Below are 24,772 nucleotides of genomic sequence, written 5' to 3'. Positions count from 1 at the left end.
GTGAGTACCAACGTGAAAATAGGGATTGCCGGGCTGGGCACTGTCGGCGCGGGCGTATTAAAGATTATCCGGGAACATGGCGATCTGCTGGAGGCGCGCTCAGGCGCGCATCTGACTGTCACGGCCGTTTCCGGGCGCGATAAAACCAAAGACCGGGGCGTCTCCCTCGATGGGCTGACCTGGTATGATGATGCGCGGGCGCTCGCCGATGATCCCGAAGTGGATATCGTGCTGGAACTCATTGGCGGCAGTGATGGCGTGGCCAAGGATCTCTGCGTGAAGTCGCTCCTGAACGGCAAGCCGGTGGTGACCGCGAACAAGGCCCTGCTCGCAGAGCATGGCAACGCGCTCGCCAAACTCGCCGAGGAACATAACGCCCAGCTCGCCTATGAGGCGGCGGTTGCCGGCGGTATCCCGATCATCAAGGCCCTGCGCGAAGGGCTGGCGGGCAACGCGATCTCCCGGGTTTATGGCATTCTCAACGGCACCTGCAACTACATCCTGACTGAGATGGAAGAGACGGGCGGTGAATTCGACGCGATCCTGAAAGACGCGCAGGATCTTGGTTATGCCGAGGCCGACCCCGGTTTTGATATTGATGGCGTCGATGCGGCGCATAAGCTTGCCATTCTGACCAGCGTTGCCTTTGGCACGCCTGTCGATTTCGCCAGTGTCTATATCGAGGGGATTAGAAATGTCACCGCCGCCGATATCAAAGCTGCGAGTGAGCTTGGGTATCGCATCAAGCTTCTTGGCGTTGCCCGGCGGACAGATGCGGGAATCGAGCAGCGGGTGCATCCCTGCATGGTCCGCCGTGATACCACCATCGCCAATGTAAATGGTGTCTTTAACGCGGTCGTCGTTGATGGTGATTTCGTCGATGAGACGTCTTACGTCGGGCGCGGCGCAGGCGAGGGACCAACAGCCTCCGCTGTGGTTGCCGATATTGTTGATATCGCGCTGGGCCGTCATACGCCGACTTTTGGTATTCCGGTCGAGAAGATGACGGATATCCCGAAAGTTCCTGTCGCGGACCATGTGGGCGCCTATTATGTCTGCCTGACGGTCTATGACCAGCCGGGCGTCATCGCCGATGTCTCGGCGGTATTTCGCGACGAGAATATTTCCATCGAGAGCCTGTTACAGCGCGGCCGCTCTAAACAGGAGGCGGTTTCCGTTATCCTTGTCACCCATGAGGTGCAGGAGGCGGCACTGCTGCGCGCCCTTGGAAAAATCGAAAAATTCACCCATAGTGTGGCGAAACCGCGTATGATTCGCATCGTCTCGCTTTAAAAAACAGTAAGCTTTATTAAAGTAATGGAAGAGAAAACATGACTAAATCCTCGAAGCTGGATAGAAATCTCACTCTGGAAATTGTTCGTGTGACAGAAGCCGCCGCACGCGCCGCCTGTAACCTCGTGGGTCTCGGCGATGAGAAGGCCGCTGATCAGGCCGCTGTTGATGCCATGCGCACCGCGCTGAATTTACTCAATATCGATGGCACGATCGTCATCGGCGAGGGCGAGCGGGACGAAGCACCGATGCTTTATATCGGCGAAAAGGTCGGCACAGGCAAAGGCCCGAAGATCGACATTGCGCTCGATCCGCTGGAAGGCACGACATTGACCGCGAAGGGCGGGCCGAATGCGCTTGCCGTGATCGCGTTTGCTGAATCCGGTAAATTCCTAAATGCGCCGGACACCTATATGGAAAAGATCGCCGTTGGCGGCGGGTACCCAGACGGGATTATTGATATTAACAAGGGGGCGGGTGAGAATCTCCGCGCGATCGCGAAAGCAAAGGGCGTGCCGGTCAGTCAGACCATGGCGTGCGTTCTTGATCGGCCGCGCCATGCGGAGATCATCGCCGATATTCGCAAAACCGGTGCCCGTATCCAGCTTATCTCTGACGGTGACGTTGCCGGTGTGATGGCAACGGCAAACCCCGATACAGGTATCGACATGTATATCGGTACGGGCGGGGCACCGGAAGGTGTTCTGGCTGCTGCGGCGCTTCGTTGTATCGGCGGGCAGATGCAGGGACGGCTTGTCTTCCGCAATGATGACGAGAAAGCACGCGCCGCAAAATGGGGCATTACTGACCTAAACCGCGTCTATAACCTTGAAGAACTTGCCGCTGGGGAAGTCATCTTCGCCGCGTCAGGTGTCACTGACGGTTCCATGCTGAAGGGTGTGCGCCAGAAAGGCGACCGGGTCTATACGGAAACCATCGTGATGCGGTCCTATTCCGGCACTGTGCGCTATATCCGGGGCGATCACAAAGCCAAATAACGGGATCTGATTGATGGACGCGCCCCAAGCGCCGGCCTTTCTGGATGTTGAAAATTCGCTGACAGCCCGGCGCTGGCGGTTGCGTTCTGAAAATGAGCGTCTCGGCCTTGCCATTGCGCAACGTCTTGATGTACCGGAAATCGTCGGTCGCGTCATGGCCGGGCGCGGTGTTCCGCTGGAGGAGGCGGAACAGTACCTCACGCCGCAGCTTCGCCATTTGCTGCCTGATCCGTCCAGCTTCAAGGATATGGATACGGGTGCGATGCGCATTGCCGCCGCCATCGAGGCGGGGGAGCGAATTGCCGTCTTTGGCGATTATGACGTGGATGGCGCAACGTCTTCGGGACTGCTCAAGCGATTCTTTAATGCCATTCGGCAACCCCTTGATATTTATATCCCCGACCGCATGAAAGAGGGTTATGGCCCGAATGCGGCGGCAATGGATACGCTGAAGGCGCGGGGAATTGATCTGATCGTTACGGTTGATTGCGGGATCGTCTCCTTCGATGTGCTGGCACATGCGAATGAGATCGGGTTGGAGGTGATTGTTGTTGATCATCATCAGGCGGAAACACGCCTGCCCGAGGCAGTGGCCGTCATCAACCCCAAGCGCCATGACGAGAGCCAGAACTATACCTATCTCGCCGCTGTGGGGGTAACTTTCCTGCTGGTGGTCGCCATCAACCGCGCGCTGCGCAAGGCGGGCTGGTATAGTGAGTCCCGACCTGAGCCGGACCCGCGTCATTGGCTTGATCTGGTGGCACTCGGCACTGTCTGTGATGTGGTGCCGCTGATCGGGCTTAATCGTGCGTTTGTCGCGCAAGGGCTGAAAGTTATGGCGCGGCGTGGCAATGCGGGCCTTGCGGCGCTTGCCGATGTGGCGGGCCTTGACGAGACGCCGGGTACCTATCACGCGGGTTTTCTGCTGGGGCCGCGGGTCAATGCAGGCGGTCGCGTCGGTCGCCCTGAATATGGCCCGGAGCTTCTCTCCAGCGACAGCCCGGAAAAATGCCGGGAACTGGCGGGTTATCTCGATCGCTATAACAAGGAACGCAAAGAGATTGAGGCCGGGGTGCAGGCGGAAGCCATGCTGATGGTGGAGAAAAGCGATCTCAAGAATGATTCGGTAATTGTCGTCGCAGGGGAGGGATGGCATCCGGGTGTTATCGGCATCGTCGCCAGCCGTATTAAGGACGCCTATCAGCGTCCGGCGGTGGTTATCGCCCTGGAAGGCGGCACCGGCAAAGGCTCCGGCCGCTCTGTTCCCGGTGTGGATATGGGCGCGGCTGTGGGTGCCGCTCGGCATAAGGAACTGATCATCGCGGGCGGTGGCCATATGATGGCGGCGGGGTTGACCCTCGCGACCGACCGGATCGATGAATTTCGCGCCTTTCTCAATGACCGGCTCGCAAAAGATGTGAGCGAGGCGGCAAAGACGGCCAGCCTCGGTCTGGACGGCGCGCTGTCGGTGGATGGCGCAACGACGGAGCTGATCGCGCTAATGGATCAGGCGGGTCCTTACGGGGCGGGCAACCCGGAGCCGAGATTCGCGCTGCCCAACGTTCGACTGGTCCAGGCCAGCATTGTCGGCGAAAATCATGTGCGCTGTATCCTCACCGGTACGGCCGGGCGCGGGCGTCTGGCAGGGATAGCCTTCCGCGCACTGGAGACGCCGCTTGGTGATGCGCTACTGGGCCATAACGGCGGTAGTTTTCATATTGCCGGGCATCTGAGAAAGAACAGTTGGCAGGGAAAAGTCTCCGCACAGCTGCTGATCGAGGACGCCTTTCGCCTTGCATAGGCAACAGAAGTACTGAATTTGAGATATTTCACATTTTTTACTTGATATGTGGGGATAGAATAGGTAAATCCTGCCCCTGCGACAGGATATATGTCCCCTTCGTCTATCGGTTAGGACGCCAGATTTTCATTCTGGAAAGAGGAGTTCGATTCTCCTAGGGGATACCATCCTGTTACCGGTGCCATTTCTCGATGCGTCCCCTTCGTCTATCGGTTAGGACGCCAGATTCTCATTCTGGAAAGAGGAGTTCGATTCTCCTAGGGGATACCACCGGCGATTACTGGCTGTGTTCCCATCTCTTTCAATTTCCATCTCTTTCCCCTACATATACCCATGACGATTGCCGTAATGCCTAGCGACGGGAGAATTTTATGAATTTGCGCCTTTGTTTTGAGAATAAAGCCGGAGTGAATATCGACGAAGCCGCCGTCTTTCGCCATTACGCGGAGAATTACCTGAGCGGGTTCGATGTGAAATGGGCGGGCACGATCAGTATTCCCCACCATGATACAAACACCAACCCGATGGAACCGCTCTGGCAGTATGTGATTGAGGATGCGAGCCAGGCTGCCCGCGATTACCTCGTCGAATATCTGGATCGCAACCCGATGGCCGGCTATTTCGTGCATGTGTATGAGGTCAATAGCGGCGACGGCGACCGGAAAATCAACTAAGTCGATCACTGATCGGAAGAAGGGCTGAGCCTCAGGCGCTGACTTTGGTGTCGAAATGGGCGTCTTCCAGATCTGCGCCGTCGAAAATGGCGCCGTTCAGTTTTGCGCCTTTGAAATTCGCGTCGATCAGATTGGCGTCGGTCATATCCGCGCCTTCAAGGTCCGCACCGGCAAAGCTCGCCGCAGAGAGGTTGGCGGGCCATTTTTTGCCCAATGGCTCCCCGTTCGGGCCCTTAAGGTCCACCGCGGTGAGAATGGCGCCTTTCATCTTGGCATTCTTGAGGTTGGAGCGGGAGAGATTGACCCCCTCCATCATCGCATCGGTGAGGTCCACTTCCTCCATGATGCATTGGGACAAATCGCTCATCACGGCCTGTGCGCCACGAAGGTTGGTACCCTTTAGGTTGGCGCCCTTCATCGTTGCGCCGCTCATGGCGCAGCCGGAAAGATCCATGCCCGAGAGGTCCATGCCAGAGAGATCAGCACGCTCGCCCTTCAGGCCATTTGTCTCCACCCAGAGGAAATGTGTTTTCAATAGCGCCTGCAGGTTCGGTGGGAGCGGGGTTGATTCTTCCTGCTCCGGAACCAGATGCGCGGCGACCGCCTTGGATTTGGAGAAATCGACATTTTCCGTTTTTGCCCCGTCGAGTTTCACATTCTCGAAATTACATCCTTCGACTTTGGCACCCGTGAGATCAACATTGGAAAGATCAGCGCCGGCAAGATCGGCATTTGTCAGATCGCAGCCCGCCATATCGGAGCCCATAAAGCCCGTGCCATGCAGATCCGCGTTGGAAAGGTTGGCCCCGCGCAGCTGGGAGAAAGCGAAATTCGCATTCCCGAGCGCCGCGCCAGAAAGGTTGGCGCCGTTCAGGTTGGCTTTTTCCGCGACAACTTTTTCCATTTCGGCATTGGATAGATCGCTTGCGGGGAAGGTGACCGTCTCGCCACCCGACAGGATGAGGGAACCACCCCGGAAGTCTGCTTCCTGCAGGTTCGCGCCATTGAGTTTCGCGCCCTTCAGCTCTGCGCCGCGCAAATCCGCGCGGATAAGAAGGCTGTCGCGCAAATCAGCTTTGGTCAGGTCGGCGGCATACAGATCGGCGGAGATAAGATTGGCACCGCGAAAGATGCTCCGCGAGAGTTTGCAACCCGACAGGCAGGATTTCTGAAGCTTTGCCCCGGCGAAATTCGCCCCGGTGAAGTCGGCATGTTTGAAGTTTGCTTGGGCGCCTTTTTTAGGATTCACCAGCCATTTTCCGTGCTCGGCTAGCATTCCCATTATATCTTGCGGCGTCATTGATGTCATGCGGTACTCTCTTTGCCGGAACCTTGTCTTGGTTTTGATAAGACTAGATTAACATTTATCTCACATACTTCGGGGCAGTAAATAACTGCTATCTGATTTTATAAACAGACAAGGTTAACAGTTAGTTGCTTTCTGCCGTTAATTGATGAAACAACGCCGAGGACGAGAAGAAATGTTTGAAGTTACCCAGGAACAGGTTGATGCGTTGGAAGTTTGGGTGCGGAACCGTCGCGAAGCCTATTTGCGCATGGGATTTCATTTGGCGGCAAATTCGGGCGCAAGCGCGCTGGTCGACTTCTCGGTCGATGGCGGCCTCAACTCGGACGACCTGAAAAAATCAATTTTCGATTTGCGTAAAGAATATGAACTGGCGGAAATGTTTCATAAAGACGCCAAGCAAGTGCTCCATGCCGGACGTCAGGGCGGCTAAAACTCCGGCTGAGATTAACTCACCACGTAGAACTGTGCCCGGCGCTTTCTCGCCACCAGATTGGCGATCTGCCGGATCAGGGCCTGTTCTTTTTCTTCCGAAAATTCAAACTTGATCCCGACTCCGTCCTCCATCTGGCGGACGATGCGTGCCGGGATGAGGCCAATATTCTCAATCTCGACGCTGATTTCTGTCGCGTCCGGCAGGCGCATGTCCATCTGCAATCCGGCCCCGCCAAGAGAAATATTCAGGATGCGCGCAGGCAGGCGGCCACCGACATGGGCAACCTCTGTTTCCCCGGCCATCACAATGCGGCGATGCGCGCGGCGGTTCTCTGCTGTGGTCGTCGTCATCTTTGCTCCTGAGGGTGAGGGCTGGCGTTACCGGCTCCGTCGGTGTTAAAGACGCAGTCTGGTGAAGATTGGTTAAGAAGTCGTTTGCAATGCCCATAAATCGCCATAAACTGGCGTTAGGAGGTCATCTATTAACCTTTCGTTCACCCTCTCGCTTTATTCTTGGTGGGTCATTAACAGGAAAGGGTCCGTCATGCAGCAACAGGAACTCGCCTCCCTCGTAGAGGGATTGAAGTCCGAATTCGACAAAGCGCCTCGGCTGAACCGCAAATCGATCGCGGACCGGGCCAATGGTGCGAACCTTGCCGCGCTGGACCTGATACTTGAGACCACGGACACTGAGCAGGAGGGGGCGAGCCGCCAGGAGCAGGCGAAAACCCTTAAGGCACTGTCACATGAATTCAAGGATATCTCCGGCATTATCACTGGCCTCGGCCCGCGCTAACGCCGTCAAACCCGTCACAGCTTCGGCGGGGCACACTCTAAAATCAGACTTGGCAAATATGAGGGATGTGGTACATCTGGGGACATATCCCGGATGGTCGGCCCCTGTCGCGTTCCCAAGAGATGTTGTTGTGTAGAAGATGCCGCATTTATCTGATCTTAAAGCAAAACTGACGCTGCTCCGGCAGGCCATGATCAAGCGCGCAAAGACCAGTTCCCGAACGGAGCGGTTAATATTTGCGGCGCCGTTTCTGGCGGCGCTATTCTTTGCCGGAGTGACGCTGCTGCTGGATATCTTCCTGCGCGACATGACGGGGCTGGGGTGGATTTTCTCGCTCCTCGGCACGGCAGGTCTGCTGCTCGTCTTCTTTGCACCGCTCACCTTTGTCTCCGTCCGGCTTTATAACCGCATCTGGCACCGCCGGAAGGAACGGCGCTTTATGGATGCGCTTTTCATCGGGCTTTATCTCCCCCATGCCTTTGCCGTGCTGATCGTTGTGATTTCGCAGCTTGAAGGGTCTGAGAATATTATCAGTCTTGGCGCGGCGGTGATCACTTGGGCGATGCTGAGCCTGTTGCTCTCCCCGTTCACTGTGCTGCTGACGTTGCTTCTCTGGTCGTATCTGCCCAAAGAAATCCGCGTGCCAACGCAGCTTTTGCAGCTCCCCTCCCGCCTTAACGCGCGCGGCCAAACCCTCCTCGCCCCCCCGAGCGAGACGACAGACGAAAGCGACGCCCTCCGGACATAGGGCGCGCCTTTCTGCTATCAGTTCGCGCTTTACTTGGGGCGCCTTATTGTGCAGAATTTTGCCGGGTCGGCCTTGGGTTGCCGCGCGGCTGATCCCAAAAAGAGATAAAAAACAATAACTAAGAAGAATGTCCGGCGGCGGGAATAGCGGCCGAGCCCGGATAACATCCCCATAAGAAGGAGCAGGAAAAATGGCTGCCATTGCGTTCGATCTCCCCGATACAGTTGAACAGGTACGCGACGGGATTCGCGCCTTCGCCGAGCAGGAGGTGATCCCCCGCCATGAGAAAAATCGCGACCTTCTGGAGGATCCGCGCCGCAAATATGACGAGGATGGCCGTCTTTCCGCGCCGGTACGGGCGTTGATCAAGGAAATCCGCATGGCCTCGGCTGAGGCGGGCTATTACCATATGTGCGTGCCGGAGGCGCTCGGCGGTGGCGGTTTCGGGATGCAGGCCTATTATGTCTGCTGGGAGGAGCTGTTCCACAGCTGCGGGCCGCACAACTGGATGATGCTCTACGCGCTGTCGCACTGGGCCTTCGGGCCGAGCCGGCTGCTTGAAAAGGTGACGGATCGCGCGCGGGACGAGATTCTGGGCCCTCTCATGAGCGGGGAGAAATCCATGTGCTTCGGCCTCTCCGAACCGGGCGCGGGGTCGGACGCCTCCATGATCAAGACACGCGCCCGCAAGGACGGGGACGGCTGGGTCATCGACGGGCGCAAGATCTGGACCTCCAACGCGCCGATCGCCGATTACTGCGTGCTGTTCGCGGTAACCGATGCCGAGAAGGCGGCCGCGAAAAAGGGCGGTATTTCCGCCTTCCTCGTGCCGACGGATGCGCCGGGTTTCGAGGTGCAGCGCGTCGTCAAGCTGTTCGGCCATATCGGCGGGGACGAGGCGGAACTGGTGTTTGAGGGGTTGCGTGTCGAGCCCTGGCAGGTTGTCGGCGAGCTGGATAACGGCTTCGGCGCGGCGCTCTACGGGGTGTCGCTCGGGCGGATTTACAACTCGGCCCGCGCCGTCGGGCTTGGCCGCTGGTCGGTGGAACTGGCCCTTGAATACGCCAAACAACGCATCGCCTTTGGCAAGCCGATTGCGGAATATCAGGGGGTGAGCTTTCCGCTCGCCACCGCCGCAACGGAGCTGCATGCCGCCCATCTGATGGGGCTGAACGCGACGAAACTCCTCGATCAGGGGGAGGCGGCGATCAAGGAACTTTCCATGACCAAGGCCTATTCGGTGCAGGTGGGATTGCGCGCCGTCGACCAGGCGATGCAGGCCCACGGCGCCATGGGCCTCACCAACGAGGTCGGCCTCGCCGAGGCGTGGCAGTACCTCCGCATCATCAATATCGCCGACGGCTCCAACGAGATCCTGAACAAGACCATCGCGCAGAGACTGCTGAAAGGTGATGTGGAGATATAGGGAGCGGGGCGGAAAAATATTGCAAATGTTGATTGAAGCGTATTTATATTCAACATAAGGTAGCTTAACTCTCAACTCTAGCGAATTGGAGTTCTGCCTTGGCGCATCCCAAAATGAACCCTATTCAAGCCTTTTCTATTGAAGAATTGCTTGGCTTGTTGCGGCGGCAGGAGATGACAGTTCCTTTACGCGGCATGGGCCGGGAGAAGGAACATGTTGAGATTTATACAGCTTGCCGTCTCATATCCACTTTGGCAGCAACCAATCATTTCCGTTTTCCGTTGAAAATTACTCATGATGATAAGCCAGATTTTCTACTGTCTGCGGAGGGGAAAGAAATAGGTATTGAGGTCACTGAATCTGTCGATGAGCATGACGCTAAGCTCGATGCATGGTTGAATGAGCATAAGCCAGAAGAATATATTGAAAGCGGACGTTTCCGTTATGGTCAGAAGTACGGCAGAGAATATTTAAGAAATTTGCGTACGGGGAATGTTGCGCCTTCGCCGGGATATAGTGGTGATGAAGTTGAGTGTGATTGGGCATTCTATATGGCAGATCTCATTGAGAAAAAGAGATCCAAGATTAAGAATTTCACCTGTTTGAACCTCGATAAGAAATGGCTTTCGATATACGACAATCTATACTTACCGATGCCGGAAATGGATATTTGTATTAAATATCTAAGACCGCGTATTCACCAGACATGGCATGCAGATTTCGCTTTTGATGCAATTTTTATCGAGGCCGGAAACGAGATCGTCAGGATAACGGCTGATGGCTCAGAAATTCTTCCACTTAATGATCTTTGGAAAATCAGCAAAGGTTAGTTACTAAAAATGTTTCTTTGCGAAGGCGCGGCCGGAACCGGATTTTAGATATTTTTCGAAGTCCTCCGCCTTTGATGCATCCTCAAATCGGATAACCGTCTGGATTTTCCATGGTTTGAACTTGTTTGTATGGACTGACTCGCCGTTATTGTGCTGCGCCAGACGTTTGTTCAGGTCTGTCGTAAGGCCGACGTAAAACCGTTCTGGATAATCGATGCTTTGAAGAATATAGACGTAATGCATAAAGCCCGCCTTCGTTGCTTCGTCTTCGCTTGCGCTGCGACGCATCCACTTCGGCGAGGCATCCGCTTCGCACGCTCCGTCGCTGATTGGGTTTCACCCAATCTCGCCGAAGCTAGATTTTGCCTTTGGCAAAATCAGCGAAGGCGGATGGCTGGGGAACCTGGACTCGAACCAGGATTGACGGAGTCAGAGTCCGCTGTCCTACCATTAGACGATTCCCCACCATGTCGGCGGTGCGCCCGCGATGCGCGGGGCAGGCGGCTTACTAGCAATTCCGCGAGGACCTGTCAACGCTCCTTCAACACTCGCCCTCGCAAAAATATATATATGAACCTTTCGCGGAAAACTGTTAGCATGGGGGAAAGGGATCGCGGCGTTCATCGTCGCACCCGCAGAACTTTTACACTGGAGGTAGTCCTGGGTGGCAACATCACAACCCCGGAGAACAGACAAGAGTGACCGCAGAGGATATCGACGCAAACTTCACAACAACAGGGGATATGCGCCCGACGTGTTCGGCGCCCTTGATCTTGGGACCAACAACTGCCGGCTGTTGATCGCGAAGCAGCAGGGCAAGGGATTTCGCGTCATTGATAGCTTCTCGCGCATTGTGCGGCTGGGCGAAGGCGTCAGCCTGACCGGCAAATTGTCTGAGGATGCGATTGAGAGAACGGTCGAGGCGCTCGGCATTTGTGCGGATAAAATGCGCCGCGCAGGCGTCACCCATATGCGCTGCGTCGCGACGGAAGTCTGCCGCAAGGCGGACAACAGCGATGATTTCCTCGATCGGGTGCGCCTTAATTGCGGTATAAATCTCGACATTATCACCACGGCAGAGGAGGCGGCGCTCGCCGCCGAAGGCTGCGCCCCGCTCATTGATTACCGCCATCGGAACGCGCTTGTTTTCGATATTGGCGGCGGCAGTACGGAGCTGGTCTGGCTCGGTCTTTCCGGTCGCAAACAGAGCGAGGTTCTGGGCTGGATGTCGATCCCCGTCGGCGTGGTCACCCTGACCGAACGGCATGGCGGGATGCAGGTCTCCGAAGGGGCCTATGCCGCGATGATTACCGATGTCCGCCATCATGTGGATGAGTTTGAGGCGGAGCACGGCATCGCCGGGCAGATCCGCGAGGGGAATGTCCAGATGCTTGGCACTTCCGGTACGGTGACGACGCTCGCGGGCGTGCATTTCGGATTGGAACGCTATAGTCGCCGCCGCGTGGATGGGGCCTGGCTGAATACCAATGCAATGCTGGATATTTGCCATCGTCTCGCGGCCAGTGATTATGAGACACGGCGGAATGAACCCTGCATCGGGGCGGAGCGGGCTGATCTTGTTGTTTCCGGCTGCGCGATTGTCGAGGCGATGCACAGCCGCTGGCCAGTCAAGAAACTGCGTGTTGCTGATCGGGGCCTGCGAGAGGGGATGCTGCTCGGGATGATGCGCGGCGCAAAAGGGACCGCCGACAGGCGCAGGAGGCCGCCACACGGCGGCGACAGCAGAAGGCGGCAACTGAACCGAAGGCAGCAACATGAGTAATGGACCGAAACGCCCGAGCGGCAAAAGCGCCACCGGCATGACTGGACGGCTGCTCCATACCAAGGTGAAATCGGCACGGGGGCGCAAAACCTCCTCCACCAACTGGTTGCAGCGCCAATTGAATGACCCTTACGTGGCGGAGGCGCGAACAAGGGGCCTGCGCTCTCGTGCGGCGTTCAAATTGATGCAGCTTGATGAGCGGTATAACCTCCTTAAATCCGGCGATTTCGTTGTTGATCTCGGCGCCGCGCCTGGCGGCTGGACACAGGTGGCGGTGGGGCGTGTCGGGGCCGAAAAGGGCAAGGGCAAGGTCGTTGCGGTTGATATTCTGGAGATGGAACCAATCTCCGGCGCGGAGGTGATGCAGCTTGATTTCACCGAAGAGGACGCCGACGAAAAAGTAAAAGCCGTGCTCGGCGGTCCGGCGGATGCCGTTATCTCCGACATGGCCGCGCCGACGACAGGTCATAAGCAGACCGATCACTTGCGCATTGTCATGATGTGCGACCTCGCACTCGAATTCGCCATTGACGTGCTGGCGCCCGGCGGGGTGTTTATCGCCAAGGTCCTGAAGGGCGGCACGGAAAACGAGCTTCTGGAGCGGATGAAGAAGAACTTCTCCCATGTCCGCCATGCCAAGCCCGAAGCCAGCCGTGCCGATTCCCGGGAGGCCTATGTCGTTGCCACCGGCTTTCGCGGAAAAGACGACGCGGACGCGGACGAATAGCCCTCCTTTTGCCCTGCGAATAAAAAATGGGTGCTATGCAAAATTCGCCCTATGAATTTTGAAAACTGCCTGTATGATTGCGCGGCAATTCCATAGATCAAACTGACGGTAGCTGTATATATCTATACCGGCAGGGAATGATCTCCACCATATATAGTGCGTCTATGCGCCTGGAGTTGTCATGAATATCCGCGAAGCATTTACCTTTGACGATGTGCTGCTGCAACCGGCGGCCTCCGAAATCCTCCCCACGCAGGTCAATACGACAACCCGGCTGACCCGGGAGATCACTCTTGGCATTCCGCTCATCTCCAGCGCGATGGACACCGTGACCGAGGCACCGATGGCCATTGCCATGGCGCAGGCCGGCGGTATCGGCGTGGTCCACAAGAACCTCGACCTCGAAGAGCAGGCGAATGAAGTCCGCCGGGTGAAAAAGTTTGAGGCCGGCATGGTCGTCAACCCGGTCACCATCGCGCCGGATGAGCCCCTCTCCGAAGCACTCTTCCTGATGCAGGCCAACAAGATTTCCGGTATTCCGGTGACGGAGCGGAACAGCGGTAAGCTGGTCGGCATTCTTACCAACCGCGATGTCCGTTTTGCCACCGACAGTCGCCAACCGGTCAGCGAATTGATGACCCATGAAAATCTGGTGACGGTGCGTGAAGTCGCAACGCAGGACGAAGCAAAACGTCTCCTGCATAAGCATCGGATTGAAAAGCTGCTGGTTGTTGATGATGACTATCGCTGCATCGGCTTGATCACGGTGAAGGATATCGAACGCTCGACCCTCTTCCCTAACGCATCGAAGGATGAGCAGGGGCGGCTCCGCGTCGCCGCCGCCGTGGGTATTGGCGATGACGGCTTTGCCCGCGCGGAAGCATTGCTCGCCGCCGATGTTGATGTGCTGATCGTTGATACGGCGCATGGCCATTCCAGCCGGGTGCTGGAGGCAGTTACAAGGATCAAGAAGCTGAGTAACCGGACGCAGGTAATCGGCGGCAATGTCTCCACCGCGGACGGCACCAGGGCGTTGATCGATGCGGGCGTGGACGCCGTGAAAATTGGTATTGGCCCCGGTTCTATCTGCACGACACGGATCGTTGCCGGTGTTGGCACACCGCAATTGACCGCGATTATGGATGCAGCGGCGGCGGCGAAAGGCACCGGCGTTCCCGTCATTGCCGATGGCGGTATCAAGACATCGGGCGACCTTGCAAAAGCGCTTGCGGGCGGGGCAAGTTCCGCCATGATAGGCTCGTTGCTCGCTGGCACCGACGAAAGCCCGGGGGAGGTCTTCCTCTATCAGGGACGGTCGTTCAAATCCTATCGCGGGATGGGGTCCTTGGGCGCCATGGCTCGCGGCTCCGCTGATCGTTATTTCCAGCAGGAAGTTTCCGATAACCTCAAGCTCGTACCCGAGGGGATCGAGGGGCGGGTGCCGCATCGCGGGCCGGCCAATGCGGTTATTCACCAACTCGTCGGCGGGTTGAAGGCAGCCATGGGCTATACCGGATCGGAGACGATCGAAAGCTTGCAGGAACGCGCTTCCTTCGTCCGGATCACCAACGCGGGCCTGACCGAGAGCCATGTACATGACGTCTCCATCACACGTGAGGCGCCGAATTACCGGCAGAACGGATGACCCCGGCCGCCCGGCTTGCCGCCGCCGCTGAACTCCTGGAGATGATCGGCGCGGCCACAACCCCCGCCGAGCAGCATATCGGAACTTACTTTCGAAACCGCCGTTATGCCGGATCGAAGGATCGCCGATGGGTCACGGAATTCGTCTATCGCGCCCTGCGCCGTCAGGGAGAATTGGACTGGGTTGCGGTCGAGACAGGACTTGAACAAACGCACCGAATCCGTTCTTTTTTAAGCTTGATCCTGTTTGAAGACATCTCGCCTGAGGATTTGCCCGCGAGCTGGTTTGGCGGGCCGCATGGCCTCTCCGAATTAACAGCGGAGGAAACGGCAGCGCTGGCAAAGACCTCGACGCTAGATCTTTCCACCATGCCCGTTGAAGCTGCAGGGAACTTCCTGGCATGGCTCACCGAAAAGATCACCGCGCAATATGGCGATCAGGCCATAGAGATCATGCGCGCCTATGGCTCCCGCGCACCTGTCACGCTCCGGGTGAATGTGCAAAAAGGCGCACGGAGTGATATCCAGTATTTCCTGAAAAATGAAGGGATTGATGTCACACCAACGGCGTTGTCCCCGGATGGGCTGATTATTGAGGGGCGGTTGAACTTGAGCCGTCATCCGCTTCTGGAAAACGGCCGCATAGAATTGCAGGACGAGGCGGCGCAGGTCGCCTCTCGTCTCGCGGATGCGCGTCCGGGCATGACAATTGTGGATTACTGCGCAGGCGGGGGCGGCAAGTCTCTCGCCATGGCTGCGACAATGGACTACGCGGGCAAGATCTACGCCTTTGATACCAATGCGCGGCGGATGCGCGATATCGCGGCCCGGGCCAAACGGGCAGGGGTTACACTGATTGAACCGCTCGCGATTGCAGGTGATGACAGCGATGATGAAATTTTCGCCTCCCTCGTGGGGCATATGGACCGGGTGTTTGTCGATGCGCCCTGTTCCGGTTCCGGCACATGGCGACGGCAACCGGACCAGAAATGGAAATTAACCGAGGAACGGCTGGCGGAACTCACCGCGTTGCAGTCGGAAATTCTCGAGCGTGCTGCGCCGCTGGTTGCGTCCGGCGGTCGTCTCATTTACGCGACCTGCTCGATCCTTGCCGAGGAAAATGCCACGCAGATCGATGCCTTCTTATCGTCACATCCGGAGTTTACGCTTCTTCCCGTGAGTGAAATTTGGGAAACGGTGGGCCTTGATGGCAGTTGGGCTGGCAAGACTTTCGCGGTGACGCCGACTGAAGGCGGAAGCGATGGTTTCTTCACTGCCGTTCTTGAAAAAGGCGCACCGTAGTCATAGTTGAAATATACCGGAAAATAATCACCATCTCGTGAACGGAATTGCCGCCCGGTTGCGTTATACTAGTGATCCAATGTTGCGGACGGGGCGTATAGCTTTAAAAAGCGCGGAAACAAATGGGAGTGGATGGGGACGATGACATTTCGCAAATTTATTCTGGCAATTTTCACTGTCTTTGCGGCGCAGCTTCTGGCCGCGCAGATTGTTTTTTCGGCAGGTAGCAGTAGCAGTAGCAGCACAACCGAGGCTGAGGCCCCGAAGAGTGCGGATTTCGCCGCCGGTAAGGCCGCCATTGATGCTGAGCAATGGGAGGTGGCCATTGCCGCCTTCACGAAGGTGACTGTGGACGAGCCCAAAAACGCCGATGCCTATAACTATCTTGGCTTCGCCAACCGCAAGATGAAAAACTACGATGCGGCTTTCGCCAACTATAACAAGGCCCTCACAATCGATCCCGATCACAAGGGCGCGAATGAGTATATCGGTGAAGCCTATTTGCAGACCGGCAACCTTAAAATGGCGGAGGAACATCTCCTCAAACTCGATGCGCTCTGCTTCTTCGGCTGCCCGGAATATACCATGCTGAAACGCGCGGTTGAGGACTATAAGGCCAAGCAAAGCTAAGGTGGCGAAAAAACGCCGTTTCTCCGCATAAACGGGCTGGACAGGCACCCCCAAACTGTCTAAACCCCGTTTATGAAAAACAGTATTCTGATCATTGACTTTGGCAGTCAGGTCACCCAGCTGATCGCGCGGCGCGTCCGGGAGGCTGGGGTTTACAGCGAAATCATTCCTTTCAATTCTGCGGCCGAACGGCTGAGCGACTTTGACCCCGCCGGGATTATTCTCTCGGGCGGTCCGGCCTCTGTCATCGGTGACGAGACGCCGCGGGCACCCGACGCGGTGTTCGAGATGGGTGTGCCTATCCTCGGCATCTGTTACGGGCAGCAGACCATGGTCGATCAACTCGGCGGTAAGGTAGAGGCGCCGGATCATCGCGAATTTGGTCGCGCCGATATTAACGTGGTCGCAGATTGTGATCTTTTCAATGGCGTGTGGGAGGCGGGCGCACAGGATCAGGTGTGGATGAGCCATGGCGATCATGTGGTTCATATCCCCGACGGGTTCTCCGTCGTCGCAACGTCGAGCGGCGCGCCCTTTGCGGGCATCGCCAATGACGCGAAGAAGTTCTATGGCGTTCAGTTCCATCCCGAAGTGGTCCATACCCCGCGCGGTGCCGCGCTTCTGTCTAATTTCGTGCATCGTATCTGCGGCCTCGCCGGTGACTGGACGATGGCCGCCTTCAAGGATCAGGCGATTGATGCCATCCGCCGTCAGGTCGGCGACGGCAAGGTCATTTGCGGGCTTTCGGGTGGGGTGGATAGCTCCGTCGTGGCCGTCCTGATCCATGAGGCGATTGGCGATCAGCTCACCTGCGTCTATGTCGATACCGGCCTGATGCGCGCGGGCGAATCGGAGCAGGTGGTGAGCCTGTTCCGCGATAAATACAACATCCCGCTTATTCATCGCGACGCGTCCGATTTGTTCCTCGGCGAACTTGAGGGTGTCGATGATCCCGAAACAAAGCGCAAAACCATTGGCCGCATTTTTATTGATGTCTTCGATGAGGAGGCGAGCAAGGTCGGCGGTGCGGAGTTCCTCGCCCAAGGCACGCTTTATCCGGACGTGATCGAGAGTGTGTCGTTTGCGGGCGGGCCATCCGTCACCATCAAGTCGCATCATAATGTTGGCGGGCTTCCTGAACGGATGAATATGAAACTTGTCGAGCCGCTCCGTGAGCTGTTCAAGGACGAGGTTCGTGATCTTGGACGGGAGCTTGGCATGGCTCCAGAACTGGTCGATCGGCATCCCTTCCCGGGGCCGGGCCTCGCCATCCGCATTCCGGGCATGATTACTCGCGACCGGCTGGAAATATTGCGTAAAGCCGATACCATCTATCTCGACGAGATCCGCAAAGCGGGCCTTTATAACGAGATTTGGCAGGCCTTCGCGGTGCTGCTGCCTGTGCGGACCGTCGGTGTGATGGGCGATAACCGCACCTATGACTATGTCTGCGCGCTCCGGGCCGTCACCTCCACCGACGGCATGACGGCGGATTACTACCCCTTCACCCATGAGTTTCTGGGCCGCGTCTCAACCCGCATCATCAATCAGGTGAAGGGCATCAACCGCGTCGTCTACGACACCACCTCCAAGCCACCCGGAACGATTGAGTGGGAGTAGTATAGTATTCAAAATGGATAGCCACACGTCAAGAAAAGCCAATGGCGGGCGGAAATCAGTAATTAATCAATGTAGTCAATTAGATAATAATATTATATGCGCGGACCCTTCAGCATTCGTTAAGGTTAACGCGCTAGACTTCCTGTAGTATCAGTATCAGTATTCGTATCAGGAGGTCATGAGTGAAATATCGGCCGGAAATAGATGGCCTGCGCGCCGTTGCCGTTATGCTTGTCCTCCTGTATCACGCGGCATTTGGCGTTTTTGGTCGCCATGACCTGTTCGGCGCGGGAGATATCGGCGTCGATATCTTTTTCGTCATCAGCGGATATCTGATTACGAAGATTATCCTAAAGGAAATGAGCGAAACCGGAACTTTCAGTTTCCGGAAATTCTATGAACGACGGGCACGGCGTATATTGCCGGCGTTGTTTTTCATCATCCTGGCGAGTTTTCCGGTGGCGATCCATGTTTTGCCGCCGCTCGATCTGGCGACCTATCTGGACAGCCTTCTCTACATCGTTTTCTTCGTCTCGAACTATTTCTTTTATCAGAACCACGTTGGTTTTGGTGGAGAAGAGCAGTATCTTTTTGAACCCTTTCTCCACACTTGGAGTCTGGCGATTGAGGAGCAGTTCTATCTGGTTTTCCCGGTAATCCTGCTGCTGTGCGCAAGGTATTTTAAAAGATTTACCCTATCGATTTTATTGGTCCTGTTCTCGCTCAGCCTGCTTTTTGCGGAGTTCAACACAAACAGACATGGTGAGTTTAACTATTTTATGCTGCCGTCCCGCTTCTGGGAGCTGCTGGCGGGGGCGCTCCTTGCTCATTTGGAGCAGGAGTATGGAAAAATCCGGCGCCCGCTTCTGAATGCGGTGATGCCGGTGGTCGGTATGGCCTCGATCCTCTGGTTTCTCCTGCTGTTCGATCCGGGTCCGGAGCATCCAAGCCTGACGACCTTGGTCCCAGTGCTTGGAACCGTGCTCATCATCGCTTTCGCCTCCCAGGAGGATCTTGTGGGGCGGATTTTGAGCTTTAAGCCGATCGTCGGCATCGGGCTGATATCCTATTCCCTCTATCTCTGGCATTATCCCGTTTATACCTATTTTGAAATAACCCAGCCGGATGCCACGAATTTAGACAAGGTCGGCTGGATCATCCTGTCGTTCCTGTTCGCGATAATTTCCTATTTCTGCATCGAACAGCCTTTTCGAAACCGCAAGCTCGTTACGCCCAAGCCGTTTTATATATCTTTGGTTGCAGTGGCGGCTTTAATCGTTTCCGTCACATTATTCGGCGATCCCGTTAAAATTGCCCAGCTGAGTTTCCTGGCAGAGTAGGCCCCGGCCTGTTTCCGCATCAGCTTTGGGTTGCGCATTCTTCGCCCCTCGGGATAGATTGATCCTCTGGCTGAAGCGGAGCAAATAGATGAAAATCGCGATCCTCACCTTTCAGGGCTTTAACGAAATTGATTCCCTTGTTGCCTACCGCATGCTGCACTGGCTGCAAAAGCCGGACTGGGAGATTACCGTCTGCTGCCCGGAGGCGGAGGTGACGTCCATGGGCGGTCTTACCATCCGCGCCCAATCGGCCCTTGAGGACGCGAGCGACGCCGACGCGGTCATGATCGGCAACGGATCAATGACACGCCAGATTGTCGAGGATGAGAGCATCATGAACCGCATTAAACTTAACCCTGCGCGTCAGGTGATTGCCGCGCAATGCTCCGGCACCTTGATGGCGGCAAAGCTCGGATTGCTCGGTGGTGTGCCGGCCTGCACGGACAGCGCCACCAAGGAATGGGTGCGGGAGGCGGGGGTCGAGGTTCTGAACCAGCCGCTTGTCGCCCATGGCAATGTGGCGACGGCGGGCGGCTGTCTCGGCTCTGCCTATCTCACCGGCTGGACCATCGCCATGCTGGACGGGATCGAGACGGCCTCAACGGCGCTTTATTATTTTGCGCCGGTGGGGGAGAAGGACGGATTTCTCAAACGCGCCCAGCAAAATATCACGCCGTACCTGCCGGAAAGAATATCTGCCTCCCCGCAACGCAAGCCGGTTGACGCCGCCTGAGCAGGGGAGAATAAAAACAAAACGGGATAAGAAAAATGAGCACCATACCCGACGGTTTTACGAAAAGCCCGCGCAAGAGTCCGCTCACCGATCCGTGGGAGCCGATCTATATAAAAATGGCAACTGAGGGCGGTATTCTTGGCATAGAGGTGCGGGAGGCCCATTGCAATGGCCGTGGCTTCGCCCATGGCGGGCTGATCGCCTCGCTTTCCGATAACACCATGGGCATGTCCCTTGTTCTGATGGCGCGGGAGAAATTCGCGAATGATAAGTTAAGCGCCGTGACCCTCAGCATGACCACCGACTATATCGACAGCGCCCAAATCGGTGACTGGCTGGAGTTCCGCGCGAGCGTGTTGAAAATTGGCCGCTCCATCGGCTTTACCGAGATGAAGGTGGTGGCGACAAAGGACGGGGAAGAAAAGCTGATCGCGCGGGCCAATGCCTCCTTCAAGCTTGTCTGAGGCCCCAGAATAGGTGCATGATGTGGATGCGCCGCGATAAGAGCGCGGATCAATGGAGAAAATAACTATGCATGTGACGGTAACGCCTATTTTCGCAGCCCTGCTCGGGCTGATATTTGTCTTTCTCAGCATCCGCACTGTCAACGCCCGGCGCAAGGCGCAAGTCTCCCTCGGCGATGGTGGGGACGAGCCGTTGCAGAAGGCGATCCGCGCCCATGCAAATTTCATCGAATATGTGCCGATCACCCTCTTGATGATGCTGTTTTTGGAGATGCGCGCGGTCAGCATCTATGTGATCATTGTGCTGGGGGGCCTGCTGTTCGTCGGGCGCTGCCTGCATGCGGTTGGGGTCAGCCGCACGCCGCCGAACTTCCAGTTCCGTAAAATCGGCATGGTGTTCACCTTTCTTGCCCTGCTGATCGCCAGCCTCTGGTTGCTCTATACCTATCTCATCTGATTAAGGGGAGGGGAGAGATGATTGCACTTCTGTTTCTGTTGCTCACCCTGGCGATGCTCGCTGCATGGCGGGATAAATGGGGGGTGTCCTACGGCCTCTTTGCCGTGACCATGGGGCTCAGCATCTACTGGCTGAGGTTCCATGCGACTACGCCGCTCACCATTCAGCTATAAGGGGGCAGCGCGATGATGTTAGATGCCCGCGCGTCGCGCAATTTGAACGCCATCGGCCTTTTTGCCATTTGCGGTGTGCTGATCGCGGCCTATGCCATGCAATTCACCCTTGATGAACTGCCCTGTCCGCTTTGCCTGCTGCAGCGGGTCGGGCTGGTCGCGGTGGGATATGGGCTCTGCCTCAATCTGGTGCGGGGGCCAAAGCCGCATCACTACGGTATCATGCTGATCGCAGCGATCTACGGCGGCAGCGTCTCTATCCGCCAGATACTCCTGCATATCGTGCCCGGCACCGGGCATTATGGGTCCCCGGTCTGGGGGCTGCATTATTATAGCTGGGCGGGGATCTGTTTCTTCCTGATCATTCTTGGCACCGCTTTCATGCTTTTGTTCGAGGGGCAGTTCAGCAAATCGCCCAAGCCAGCGCCCGCGAAGAAATTTGGCGGCAGCCGTCTCGCCATCGTGGCCTTTGGGTTGATGGTGCTGCTGGCGGCGGGGAATGCGGTGAGCACCCTGATCGAATGCGGCCCCACCGTCTGCGCCGATCCGCCGAAAAGCTACAAGCTGATTGATGACGTGAAAAAAGCGGAATAAGCCCTTTCCGTCACGCCGCGTCTTCTTCTGGCCAGGGGTTCTTCCAGGCGGGGACTTGCTCAAGTCTGGCGAGCCAGCGGGTGATGTTCGGGAAATCCGCGAGTGGCATTTCCGCCTCCCGCCAATAGCGCGCCATGGAGGCTAGTGAAAAGTCGGCGATGGTCAGGCGGTCCGCTGCGACGAAGTCACGCCCCTCCAGATGCGCCTCCAGCACTTTCGCGTATTTCACGAAGTTCTTAGCGCTTTTCTCCAGCACAGCCGCGTCGGGCGGGCCCATGTTGAAGGTTTTCTTCACGATATGCTCGATATAATAAGGGCCAACGGCGCCGACCCAATGCCCTTCATTCCAGGTGAGCCAGCGTAGCACCTCGACCTGCTCCGCGAGGTTTTCCGTCGGCCACATATCGGAGCCCGCCTTGATACAGATATGAGCCATGATTGCCGAGGATTCGAAGAGGGTGACGTCGCCATCGACCATCGTCGGCGCCTTCCGGTTGGGATTGAGTGCTTTATATTCGGGCGTATGAAGGCCGCCGGTTACCGGATCGATGCGGATCAGCTCCGCCTCCACACCCAGATGCTTGATAAGCGCGAGAACGCGCAGCGGTGCCTGTGCATGTATCCAGTAAATCTTCATCTCTCGTCCTTCCGTGTTTTTCCAGAACCATGCCCGCGCGGGGCCGGCATTGTCAATAACGGAGGAGAAGGGGAGGGCGCGAAGGCCTAGTGGTGGATGGGGGGATCGGTGCGGCGGCGGCCAAGTTGGCTGCTCTTCTCGATCTCGCTTTCAATTTCCTCTGCGATATCGTTCCAGCCATATTGCTTCGCCGCATGGACGGCACGCTGTAACCCGCAGGTATCAATGAGGTTCTGCGCAATTGCCCGTTTGCGCTTGTCGAGGGATTGACTGGCCATCTACTCTAAACTCCGGTTCTTCATTTAAGAACGCTGCATTTAGGAACAGATTAAGGCCAAATCATGAAATTACGGTAAAGAGGCGAAAGCACCATGAAAAAGCCAAAACTTAATTATTAGAGTTATTGCATATGCAATGTGATTGTGATATAATTCATCTGTTGGAAGGAATTGGATTTCACTGCCACTTCGCCCCTTTTTCCGGGGGAATTTAAAGGAGGTTTAAGGACAGTTTGGATACCAAATCCCCGATATATAGCGATGTCGATGATACCAAGAAGAAGAGACCCTCTGCGAACTGGTATCGCCGGAATTGGGACGAATTTCAAGGGACGCTTTTTTTGAATGGCGCCTTGCGGATAAATAGGACGTCCTGTGCCGGATAAAAATTGATATCGTCGTGAGCGGCGAGGACCGGCGCTTATTCAAACCATGAATGTGCTTATCGGTATCCTCGTCAGTTTCTTGGACGCCTAGGTGGGACCCCTCGGACGAAATTTGCCGCGACCTCTGTTTGTCAGCCTTTCTTTTTGGCGCAAATGGCGGCGTGCAATCGTCCGCCGCGTGTCACCGACAGGGACTTCTCCGATTGATAGATTGCCCGGCTCCCGGCCAGAGCCTTACGTCTTGATGCGGATGGGAACCGGCGTCTTTTCTTCAACCATAACCCGGATGCACTGGAGGGGAGAGCCCCGCACCGTCCGGCCCCTCGCGCCTCTATCCGCCGCCGAAGGTCTTGTAGAGGATAGCGATGACCAGCGCCAGCGCGAGCCAGATCGCGATGTTGCGCAATAACGCCGCTTTGCCGGCGCGTCGCGTGTAGTAAAGAAAGCCCGGCAGCACCAGGAAAAGGACCGCCACCATCGCCACCAGTTGTAAAATTTGCCCTTCGCTCATGCAATTCCATATCCGAATGGTTATATACCCCGCCATACTATATTGTTTTACGGGCGTATTCGGCCAAAATATCAAATTTTTGCCTGTGCGCGAGACAACATTTGCTTAAATTCGTCTGGCAGTTTATTTTGCACCGAATTTTGACGGCGGAACGGGAGTTATTTGTGGCCGATATTTTTAACGAAGTGGATGAGGATGTCCGCAAGGATAAATCCCTGGCGCTGTGGAAGACCTATGGAAATTATGTCATAGCCCTGGCGGTCCTGATCGTCGCGGGTACCGCGGCCTACGTCGGTTGGCAGAATTACACCCAGAGCCAGTCCCGCACCCAAGGCGCGGAGTTTGAAGCTGCAGCTGCGCTGGTGACCAGTGAAAAGCTTGGGGAAGGGGCCGCCGCCTTTGCGGGCCTCGCAGAATCGGGGAATGCCGGATATCGTCCGCTCGCCGCCCTTCGCGAAGCCGAGGCGATGATCGCGGCAGGAGAGGGGGAGAAAGCTCTCCTCGTTTATGAACAGATTGCGGCCGACAGTTCTGTCGATGCGGAATTCTCATCTCTCGCCAACCTGCTTGCAGGATATTATCTGCTTGATGCCGGAACAACGGAGCAGGTCCGCGAACGGATTGCCCCGCTGACGGAACCGGGCAGTCTTTGGAGTGCGTCGGCCAACGAATTACTCGCGCTTTCCTATATCAAGGATGGCGACAGTGCGAAGGCGAAAGAGGTTCTGGCCCTGGTCCAGAATGACGCCGCTGCGCCCGAAGATGTCAAGGCTCGGGTGACCCAGCTTCTCGCCGCGATTGAGGGTATGTAATCGGATGCTGATGCGCCCGCAGTTTGACATGATCCGGCAGTCCATGCGACCAGCCCTCGCAGGATCGGCGCTGCTGACGCTGGCCGCCTGTAGCTGGTTCGGCAATGATGAACCGCCGCCGCTTCCCGGCGACCGGATTTCCATCCTCTCGCTGGAACAAACGCTGGAGGCAGATGCGGGCCTCGCCGATCTGGAAGTGCGTCTTCCGGCGCCGTATGAGAATGCCAACTGGCCGCAGGCTGGCGGCATTCCGACACACGCGCTCTATCACCTTGAGCTTGGCGATAACCTGAAGGAAATCTGGCGGGTTGATATTGGCGATGGGTCGGATGATGAGAACCGCATGTTCTCCTCCCCGTGATTGCGGCCGGCAA

At 56.6% G+C, this 24,772-nt stretch carries 29 protein-coding genes and 3 tRNA genes; 25 read left to right on the top strand and 7 right to left on the bottom strand.

Annotated features, from left to right (window positions below):
* The 6 genes from AC0L73_RS03915 to AC0L73_RS03890 all read left to right on the top strand — a co-directional run bounded on the left by AC0L73_RS03915 (window position 1) and on the right by AC0L73_RS03890 (window position 4,766).
* Complete coding sequence (locus AC0L73_RS03915) at window positions 1-1,293, top strand: homoserine dehydrogenase (protein ID WP_473654923.1); 1,293 nt, start codon at window positions 1-3, stop codon at window positions 1,291-1,293.
* Between the two features lie 38 nt (window positions 1,294-1,331).
* Window positions 1,332-2,291 (top strand): class II fructose-bisphosphatase, encoded by a 960-nt coding sequence (gene glpX / locus AC0L73_RS03910; RefSeq protein ID WP_265334820.1) that lies wholly within the window; start codon window positions 1,332-1,334, stop codon window positions 2,289-2,291.
* A 13-nt stretch (window positions 2,292-2,304) separates the two neighbouring features.
* On the top strand, window positions 2,305-4,092 hold the full coding sequence (gene recJ / locus AC0L73_RS03905) for a single-stranded-DNA-specific exonuclease RecJ (RefSeq protein ID WP_473654922.1): 1,788 nt from the start codon (window positions 2,305-2,307) through the stop codon (window positions 4,090-4,092).
* Window positions 4,093-4,184: 92 nt separating this feature from the next.
* Window positions 4,185-4,259 (top strand) — tRNA-Glu (locus AC0L73_RS03900).
* A gap of 28 nt (window positions 4,260-4,287) precedes the next feature.
* Window positions 4,288-4,362, top strand: a tRNA-Glu gene (locus AC0L73_RS03895).
* A 101-nt stretch (window positions 4,363-4,463) separates the two neighbouring features.
* Entirely contained in the window at window positions 4,464-4,766 is a 303-nt protein-coding gene (locus AC0L73_RS03890; protein WP_227950131.1) for a hypothetical protein, read from the top strand.
* A gap of 31 nt (window positions 4,767-4,797) precedes the next feature.
* Here the strand turns inward: AC0L73_RS03890 and AC0L73_RS03885 are convergent, their stop codons facing one another.
* Complete coding sequence (locus tag AC0L73_RS03885) at window positions 4,798-6,075, bottom strand: pentapeptide repeat-containing protein (protein WP_227950133.1); 1,278 nt, start codon at window positions 6,073-6,075, stop codon at window positions 4,798-4,800.
* Window positions 6,076-6,247: 172 nt separating this feature from the next.
* Here AC0L73_RS03885 and AC0L73_RS03880 point away from each other — a divergent pair, with 172 nt between their 5' ends.
* Complete coding sequence (locus AC0L73_RS03880; RefSeq protein ID WP_227950135.1) at window positions 6,248-6,505, top strand: hypothetical protein; 258 nt, start codon at window positions 6,248-6,250, stop codon at window positions 6,503-6,505.
* A 14-nt stretch (window positions 6,506-6,519) separates the two neighbouring features.
* On the opposite strand, the gene AC0L73_RS03875 is transcribed toward AC0L73_RS03880, so the two are convergent.
* Window positions 6,520-6,858, bottom strand: a complete 339-nt coding sequence (locus tag AC0L73_RS03875; RefSeq protein ID WP_227950137.1) for a PilZ domain-containing protein — start codon at window positions 6,856-6,858, stop codon at window positions 6,520-6,522.
* A 193-nt stretch (window positions 6,859-7,051) separates the two neighbouring features.
* Between AC0L73_RS03875 and AC0L73_RS03870 the strand changes: the two genes are divergently transcribed.
* The 4 genes from AC0L73_RS03870 (at window position 7,052) to AC0L73_RS03855 (ending at window position 10,307) form a co-directional block, all read left to right on the top strand.
* Complete coding sequence (locus tag AC0L73_RS03870) at window positions 7,052-7,303, top strand: hypothetical protein (protein WP_227950140.1); 252 nt, start codon at window positions 7,052-7,054, stop codon at window positions 7,301-7,303.
* A gap of 139 nt (window positions 7,304-7,442) precedes the next feature.
* Window positions 7,443-8,051, top strand: a complete 609-nt coding sequence (locus AC0L73_RS03865; protein ID WP_227950142.1) for a hypothetical protein — start codon at window positions 7,443-7,445, stop codon at window positions 8,049-8,051.
* 190 nt (window positions 8,052-8,241) lie between these two features.
* The gene (locus AC0L73_RS03860) at window positions 8,242-9,477 is read left to right on the top strand and encodes an acyl-CoA dehydrogenase family protein (RefSeq protein WP_473654921.1); all 1,236 of its coding nucleotides are present in this window, start codon (window positions 8,242-8,244) and stop codon (window positions 9,475-9,477) included.
* A 98-nt stretch (window positions 9,478-9,575) separates the two neighbouring features.
* On the top strand, window positions 9,576-10,307 hold the full coding sequence (locus AC0L73_RS03855) for a hypothetical protein (RefSeq protein WP_227950146.1): 732 nt from the start codon (window positions 9,576-9,578) through the stop codon (window positions 10,305-10,307).
* 3 nt (window positions 10,308-10,310) lie between these two features.
* Here AC0L73_RS03855 and AC0L73_RS03850 read toward each other — a convergent pair whose 3' ends face one another.
* Window positions 10,311-10,550, bottom strand: a complete 240-nt coding sequence (locus AC0L73_RS03850) for a GIY-YIG nuclease family protein (RefSeq protein WP_473655412.1) — start codon at window positions 10,548-10,550, stop codon at window positions 10,311-10,313.
* Between the two features lie 148 nt (window positions 10,551-10,698).
* Window positions 10,699-10,772: transfer RNA gene (locus AC0L73_RS03845), tRNA-Gln, on the bottom strand.
* 199 nt (window positions 10,773-10,971) lie between these two features.
* Between AC0L73_RS03845 and AC0L73_RS03840 the strand changes: the two genes are divergently transcribed.
* The 12 genes from AC0L73_RS03840 (at window position 10,972) to AC0L73_RS03785 (ending at window position 21,774) form a co-directional block, all read left to right on the top strand.
* A complete protein-coding gene (locus AC0L73_RS03840) occupies window positions 10,972-12,090 on the top strand; it encodes a Ppx/GppA phosphatase family protein (RefSeq protein WP_473654920.1) in 1,119 nt (372 codons plus the stop codon).
* A complete protein-coding gene (locus AC0L73_RS03835; RefSeq protein WP_227950153.1) occupies window positions 12,083-12,817 on the top strand; it encodes an RlmE family RNA methyltransferase in 735 nt (244 codons plus the stop codon). The genes AC0L73_RS03840 and AC0L73_RS03835 overlap by 8 nt, the downstream gene beginning before the upstream one ends.
* 181 nt (window positions 12,818-12,998) lie before the next feature.
* Window positions 12,999-14,462 carry an IMP dehydrogenase gene (guaB, locus tag AC0L73_RS03830; protein WP_473654919.1) on the top strand — a complete coding sequence of 488 codons (1,464 nt, stop codon included), beginning with the start codon at window positions 12,999-13,001 and terminating at the stop codon, window positions 14,460-14,462.
* Window positions 14,459-15,763 (top strand): RsmB/NOP family class I SAM-dependent RNA methyltransferase, encoded by a 1,305-nt coding sequence (locus AC0L73_RS03825; RefSeq protein ID WP_473654918.1) that lies wholly within the window; start codon window positions 14,459-14,461, stop codon window positions 15,761-15,763. The genes guaB and AC0L73_RS03825 overlap by 4 nt, the downstream gene beginning before the upstream one ends.
* Before the next feature lie 141 nt (window positions 15,764-15,904).
* Entirely contained in the window at window positions 15,905-16,393 is a 489-nt protein-coding gene (locus tag AC0L73_RS03820) for a tetratricopeptide repeat protein (RefSeq protein ID WP_473654917.1), read from the top strand.
* Window positions 16,394-16,465: 72 nt separating this feature from the next.
* Window positions 16,466-18,013: a glutamine-hydrolyzing GMP synthase gene (gene guaA, locus AC0L73_RS03815; RefSeq protein WP_473654916.1), complete on the top strand. Its 1,548-nt coding sequence runs from the start codon at window positions 16,466-16,468 to the stop codon at window positions 18,011-18,013.
* Window positions 18,014-18,195: 182 nt separating this feature from the next.
* Window positions 18,196-19,353: an acyltransferase family protein gene (locus AC0L73_RS03810; RefSeq protein WP_227950164.1), complete on the top strand. Its 1,158-nt coding sequence runs from the start codon at window positions 18,196-18,198 to the stop codon at window positions 19,351-19,353.
* Window positions 19,354-19,441: 88 nt separating this feature from the next.
* Entirely contained in the window at window positions 19,442-20,086 is a 645-nt protein-coding gene (locus AC0L73_RS03805; protein WP_473654915.1) for a DJ-1/PfpI family protein, read from the top strand.
* A gap of 35 nt (window positions 20,087-20,121) precedes the next feature.
* Window positions 20,122-20,550, top strand: a complete 429-nt coding sequence (locus AC0L73_RS03800; protein WP_473654914.1) for a PaaI family thioesterase — start codon at window positions 20,122-20,124, stop codon at window positions 20,548-20,550.
* Window positions 20,551-20,602: 52 nt separating this feature from the next.
* A complete protein-coding gene (locus AC0L73_RS03795; RefSeq protein ID WP_473654913.1) occupies window positions 20,603-21,007 on the top strand; it encodes an MAPEG family protein in 405 nt (134 codons plus the stop codon).
* Between the two features lie 17 nt (window positions 21,008-21,024).
* Window positions 21,025-21,180 (top strand): DUF5993 family protein, encoded by a 156-nt coding sequence (locus tag AC0L73_RS03790; RefSeq protein WP_227950173.1) that lies wholly within the window; start codon window positions 21,025-21,027, stop codon window positions 21,178-21,180.
* Between the two features lie 12 nt (window positions 21,181-21,192).
* Window positions 21,193-21,774 (top strand): disulfide bond formation protein B, encoded by a 582-nt coding sequence (locus AC0L73_RS03785; protein WP_473654912.1) that lies wholly within the window; start codon window positions 21,193-21,195, stop codon window positions 21,772-21,774.
* Window positions 21,775-21,784: 10 nt separating this feature from the next.
* Here AC0L73_RS03785 and AC0L73_RS03780 read toward each other — a convergent pair whose 3' ends face one another.
* The 3 genes from AC0L73_RS03780 to AC0L73_RS03770 all read right to left on the bottom strand — a co-directional run bounded on the left by AC0L73_RS03780 (window position 21,785) and on the right by AC0L73_RS03770 (window position 23,586).
* A complete protein-coding gene (locus AC0L73_RS03780; protein ID WP_473654911.1) occupies window positions 21,785-22,411 on the bottom strand; it encodes a glutathione S-transferase family protein in 627 nt (208 codons plus the stop codon).
* 86 nt (window positions 22,412-22,497) lie between these two features.
* A complete protein-coding gene (locus AC0L73_RS03775; protein ID WP_473654910.1) occupies window positions 22,498-22,689 on the bottom strand; it encodes a hypothetical protein in 192 nt (63 codons plus the stop codon).
* A 717-nt stretch (window positions 22,690-23,406) separates the two neighbouring features.
* Window positions 23,407-23,586: a hypothetical protein gene (locus AC0L73_RS03770; protein ID WP_227950182.1), complete on the bottom strand. Its 180-nt coding sequence runs from the start codon at window positions 23,584-23,586 to the stop codon at window positions 23,407-23,409.
* Between the two features lie 164 nt (window positions 23,587-23,750).
* Between AC0L73_RS03770 and AC0L73_RS03765 the strand changes: the two genes are divergently transcribed.
* Together AC0L73_RS03765 and AC0L73_RS03760 are read left to right on the top strand one after the other, a co-directional pair.
* Window positions 23,751-24,398: a tetratricopeptide repeat protein gene (locus AC0L73_RS03765; RefSeq protein ID WP_227950184.1), complete on the top strand. Its 648-nt coding sequence runs from the start codon at window positions 23,751-23,753 to the stop codon at window positions 24,396-24,398.
* A 4-nt stretch (window positions 24,399-24,402) separates the two neighbouring features.
* A complete protein-coding gene (locus tag AC0L73_RS03760) occupies window positions 24,403-24,759 on the top strand; it encodes a hypothetical protein (protein WP_473654909.1) in 357 nt (118 codons plus the stop codon).
* The last annotated feature ends 13 nt before the right edge of the window (window positions 24,760-24,772 follow it).

The sequence above is a fragment of the Sneathiella sp. D3-11 genome (genome assembly GCF_055809395.1).
Note: the sequence above shows the minus strand (reverse complement) of the source record. Positions and strands in the feature narration are given on the sequence as shown.

Bases quoted from the DNA above. Each gene is read 5' to 3' on its own strand.
- glpX (WP_265334820.1), top strand. From the start codon at position 1,332: ATGACTAAATCCTCGAAGCTGGATAGAAATCTCACTCTGGAAATTGTT.
- recJ (WP_473654922.1), top strand. From the start codon at position 2,305: ATGGACGCGCCCCAAGCGCCGGCCTTTCTGGATGTTGAAAATTCGCTG.
- AC0L73_RS03890 (WP_227950131.1), top strand. From the start codon at position 4,464: ATGAATTTGCGCCTTTGTTTTGAGAATAAAGCCGGAGTGAATATCGAC.
- AC0L73_RS03885 (WP_227950133.1), bottom strand. From the start codon at position 6,075: ATGACATCAATGACGCCGCAAGATATAATGGGAATGCTAGCCGAGCAC.
- AC0L73_RS03880 (WP_227950135.1), top strand. From the start codon at position 6,248: ATGTTTGAAGTTACCCAGGAACAGGTTGATGCGTTGGAAGTTTGGGTG.
- AC0L73_RS03875 (WP_227950137.1), bottom strand. From the start codon at position 6,858: ATGACGACGACCACAGCAGAGAACCGCCGCGCGCATCGCCGCATTGTG.
- AC0L73_RS03870 (WP_227950140.1), top strand. From the start codon at position 7,052: ATGCAGCAACAGGAACTCGCCTCCCTCGTAGAGGGATTGAAGTCCGAA.
- AC0L73_RS03865 (WP_227950142.1), top strand. From the start codon at position 7,443: ATGCCGCATTTATCTGATCTTAAAGCAAAACTGACGCTGCTCCGGCAG.
- AC0L73_RS03860 (WP_473654921.1), top strand. From the start codon at position 8,242: ATGGCTGCCATTGCGTTCGATCTCCCCGATACAGTTGAACAGGTACGC.
- AC0L73_RS03850 (WP_473655412.1), bottom strand. From the start codon at position 10,550: ATGCATTACGTCTATATTCTTCAAAGCATCGATTATCCAGAACGGTTT.
- AC0L73_RS03835 (WP_227950153.1), top strand. From the start codon at position 12,083: ATGAGTAATGGACCGAAACGCCCGAGCGGCAAAAGCGCCACCGGCATG.
- guaB (WP_473654919.1), top strand. From the start codon at position 12,999: ATGAATATCCGCGAAGCATTTACCTTTGACGATGTGCTGCTGCAACCG.
- AC0L73_RS03825 (WP_473654918.1), top strand. From the start codon at position 14,459: ATGACCCCGGCCGCCCGGCTTGCCGCCGCCGCTGAACTCCTGGAGATG.
- AC0L73_RS03820 (WP_473654917.1), top strand. From the start codon at position 15,905: ATGACATTTCGCAAATTTATTCTGGCAATTTTCACTGTCTTTGCGGCG.
- guaA (WP_473654916.1), top strand. From the start codon at position 16,466: ATGAAAAACAGTATTCTGATCATTGACTTTGGCAGTCAGGTCACCCAG.
- AC0L73_RS03805 (WP_473654915.1), top strand. From the start codon at position 19,442: ATGAAAATCGCGATCCTCACCTTTCAGGGCTTTAACGAAATTGATTCC.
- AC0L73_RS03800 (WP_473654914.1), top strand. From the start codon at position 20,122: ATGAGCACCATACCCGACGGTTTTACGAAAAGCCCGCGCAAGAGTCCG.
- AC0L73_RS03795 (WP_473654913.1), top strand. From the start codon at position 20,603: ATGGAGAAAATAACTATGCATGTGACGGTAACGCCTATTTTCGCAGCC.
- AC0L73_RS03790 (WP_227950173.1), top strand. From the start codon at position 21,025: ATGATTGCACTTCTGTTTCTGTTGCTCACCCTGGCGATGCTCGCTGCA.
- AC0L73_RS03785 (WP_473654912.1), top strand. From the start codon at position 21,193: ATGATGTTAGATGCCCGCGCGTCGCGCAATTTGAACGCCATCGGCCTT.
- AC0L73_RS03780 (WP_473654911.1), bottom strand. From the start codon at position 22,411: ATGAAGATTTACTGGATACATGCACAGGCACCGCTGCGCGTTCTCGCG.
- AC0L73_RS03775 (WP_473654910.1), bottom strand. From the start codon at position 22,689: ATGGCCAGTCAATCCCTCGACAAGCGCAAACGGGCAATTGCGCAGAAC.
- AC0L73_RS03770 (WP_227950182.1), bottom strand. From the start codon at position 23,586: ATGAGCGAAGGGCAAATTTTACAACTGGTGGCGATGGTGGCGGTCCTT.
- AC0L73_RS03760 (WP_473654909.1), top strand. From the start codon at position 24,403: ATGCTGATGCGCCCGCAGTTTGACATGATCCGGCAGTCCATGCGACCA.